The sequence below is a fragment of the Streptomyces noursei genome (assembly GCF_001646665.1).
In the GTDB taxonomy this organism is placed as follows: Bacteria; Actinomycetota; Actinomycetes; order Streptomycetales; family Streptomycetaceae; genus Streptomyces; species Streptomyces lavendulocolor.
Genome location: NZ_LWBU01000389.1, coordinates 1,304 through 4,008 on the forward strand (window position 1 = coordinate 1,304; position 2,705 = coordinate 4,008).

Genomic DNA, 2,705 nt, shown 5'->3' on the forward strand with positions numbered 1-2,705 from the left:
CCGTACGCCCGTACCGACGAGGACGCCGGCCGGGGCGTCCGTGGTTGCCGGGGGTGTCCGCACCGTGCCGGCGTCCGCCCGGACGGCGGCACGGTGCGGGCACTCCCTGGATGTATCGGCCTAGAGGGTGATGCCGAGGGCGTCGCGCTGGAGGGCGGCGAGGTCGGCGCAGCCTCCGGTGGCGAGGTCGAGGAGGGCGTTGAGCTCCTTGCGGTCGAAGGGCTCGGCCTCGGCGGTGCCCTGGACCTCGACGAACCGGCCGTCGCCGGTGCAGACGACGTTCATGTCGGTCTCGGCGCGGACGTCCTCCTCGTAGCAGAGGTCGAGCAGCGGGGTGCCGTCGACGATGCCGACGGACACGGCGGCGACGGTGCCGGTGAGCGGCTTGCGGCCGGCCTTCACGAGCTTCTTGCCCTGGGCCCAGGCGACGGCGTCGGCGAGGGCGACGTAGGCGCCGGTGATGGCGGCGGTGCGGGTGCCGCCGTCGGCCTGGAGGACGTCGCAGTCGAGGACGATGGTGTTCTCGCCGAGGGCCTTGTAGTCGATGACGGCTCGCAGGGAACGGCCGATGAGGCGGGAGATCTCGTGGGTGCGTCCGCCGATCCTGCCGCGCACGGACTCGCGGTCGCCGCGGGTGTTGGTGGAGCGGGGCAGCATCGAGTACTCGGCGGTGACCCAGCCTTCGCCGCTGCCCTTGCGCCAGCGGGGGACGCCCTCGGTGACGGAGGCGGTGCAGAAGACCTTGGTGTCGCCGAAGGAGATGAGGACGGAGCCCTCGGCGTGCTTGCTCCATCCGCGTTCGATGGTGACCGGGCGGAGCTGTTCGGGGGTGCGGCCGTCGATTCGAGACATGGGAGGAGCCTAGTCCTCCATGTGCGAGGGGCCCGTTCCGGTACCGGAACGGGCCCCTCACGGGTGAGCGGGTGTGCTCACATCATGTCTTCGATCTCGGCGGCGATCGGGTCGGCGTCGGTGCCGATGACGACCTGGATCGCGGAGCCCATCTTGACGACGCCGTGGGCGCCGGCAGCCTTCAGGGCGGCTTCGTCGACGAGGGCGGGGTCGGCGACCTCGGTGCGCAGGCGGGTGATGCAGCCCTCGACCTCTTCGATGTTGTCGATGCCGCCGAGGCCGGCGACGATCTTCTCAGCCTTGCTGGCCATGTCTTTCTCCCTGCGTCAAAGAGCCGTTTCGGACCACTGAGCGCTGCTCGGCCCACCTGGGTCTTTCGTCACGGTAACGCACGGTTGGCCCATCTTCGCGGGCGCATTACCCGGTTGTACCGAAGGATGACGATCACCAGCGCCCACGATATCGCAGCTGGTCTACACCAGTCTTCCAGGAGGCCTCCGATGAGCTCCGAGAGCGCGGCCGCGCCGAAGCCCGCACCCCGGCAGAAGCGGTGGGCCGGGCTCTTCCAGGGGCTGCAGAAGATGGGCCGCAGCCTCCAGTTGCCGATCGCGGTGCTGCCGGCGGCGGGCATCCTCAGCCGGCTGGGCCAGCCGGACGTGTTCGGCGCGGACGGGCTGGGCTGGGACGACGTCGCCCGGGTCATGGCGGGTGCGGGTGGCGCGCTGCTCGACGCGGACCTGGGGCTGCCGCTGCTGTTCTGCGTCGGTGTCGCGATCGGCATGGCGAAGAAGGCGGACGGGTCGACCGCGCTGGCGGCGGTGGCGGGGTTCCTGGTCTACCGGGGCGTGCTGCGGGCCTTCCCGAAGGACTGTCCGGCGGGCACGGAGGACGTCAACGGCGGCTGCCTGGGGGCGGACGACTCGTTCGTGGCGTACACGTACCAGAATCCGGGGGTCTTCGGCGGCATCGTGATGGGACTGCTCACGGCGTACGTGTGGCAGCGGTACCACCGGACGAAGCTGGTGGACTGGCTGGGGTTCTTCAACGGCCGCAGGCTCGTGCCGATCCTGATGTCGTTCATCGCGATCGCGTTCGCGGTGGTGTGCCTCTTCGTGTGGCCGCCGGTCGGTGACGCGCTGGAGAGCTTCAGCGACTGGCTGGTGGGGCTGGACTACTGGGGCGCCGGGATCTTCGGGGTGGCCAACCGGGCGCTGCTGGTCATCGGGCTGCACCAGTTCCTGAACGTGCCCGTCTGGTTCCAGTTCGGCTCGTACACCAAGCCGGACGGCACGGTGGTGCACGGCGACATCAGCATGTTCCTGGCGGGCGACCCGGAGGCGGGGCAGTTCACCACGGGGTTCTTCCCGATCATGATGTTCGCCCTCCCCGCGGCGGCGCTCGCCATCACGCACTGCGCGAAGCCGCACCGGCGCAAGGAGGTCGGAGGCCTGATGCTGTCGGTGGCCCTCACCTCGTTCGTCACCGGGATCACCGAGCCGATCGAGTACTCGTTCCTGTTCATCGCCCCGGTGCTGTACGCGATCCACGCCCTGCTGACGGGTGTCTCCATGGCGGTGACCTGGGCGTTCGGCGTCAAGGACGGATTCAGCTTCTCCGCCGGGCTGATCGACTACGTGATCAACTGGGGGCTGGCGACGAAGCCGTGGCTGATCATTCCCATCGGCCTGGCCTTCGCGGTGGTCTATTACGCGATCTTCCGCTTCGCCATCACCAGGTTCGACCTGAAGACGCCGGGCCGGGAGCCGGAGGACACGGAGACGGACGTGACCAAGCCCTAGGTCGTGTCCGCAAAGTCTCGCCTGGCCCGCGGCGCCCTGCACGCGCGCTCGCGG

Annotated in this window: 3 protein-coding genes; 1 reads left to right on the plus strand and 2 read right to left on the minus strand. The window is 69.6% G+C overall.

Translation table 11 applies throughout. The features are described 5' to 3' along the window. Window positions 1-120 precede the first annotated feature (120 nt). Together rph and A4V12_RS31970 are read right to left on the minus strand one after the other, a co-directional pair. Window positions 121-852, minus strand: a complete 732-nt coding sequence (gene rph / locus A4V12_RS31965; protein ID WP_064072990.1) for a ribonuclease PH — start codon at window positions 850-852, stop codon at window positions 121-123. A 77-nt stretch (window positions 853-929) separates the two neighbouring features. After that, on the minus strand, window positions 930-1,163 hold the full coding sequence (locus A4V12_RS31970; protein WP_031076305.1) for a glucose PTS transporter subunit EIIB: 234 nt from the start codon (window positions 1,161-1,163) through the stop codon (window positions 930-932). Window positions 1,164-1,352: 189 nt separating this feature from the next. Here A4V12_RS31970 and A4V12_RS31975 point away from each other — a divergent pair, with 189 nt between their 5' ends. Then, entirely contained in the window at window positions 1,353-2,651 is a 1,299-nt protein-coding gene (locus A4V12_RS31975) for a PTS transporter subunit EIIC (protein WP_064072991.1), read from the plus strand. Window positions 2,652-2,705 lie beyond the last annotated feature (54 nt).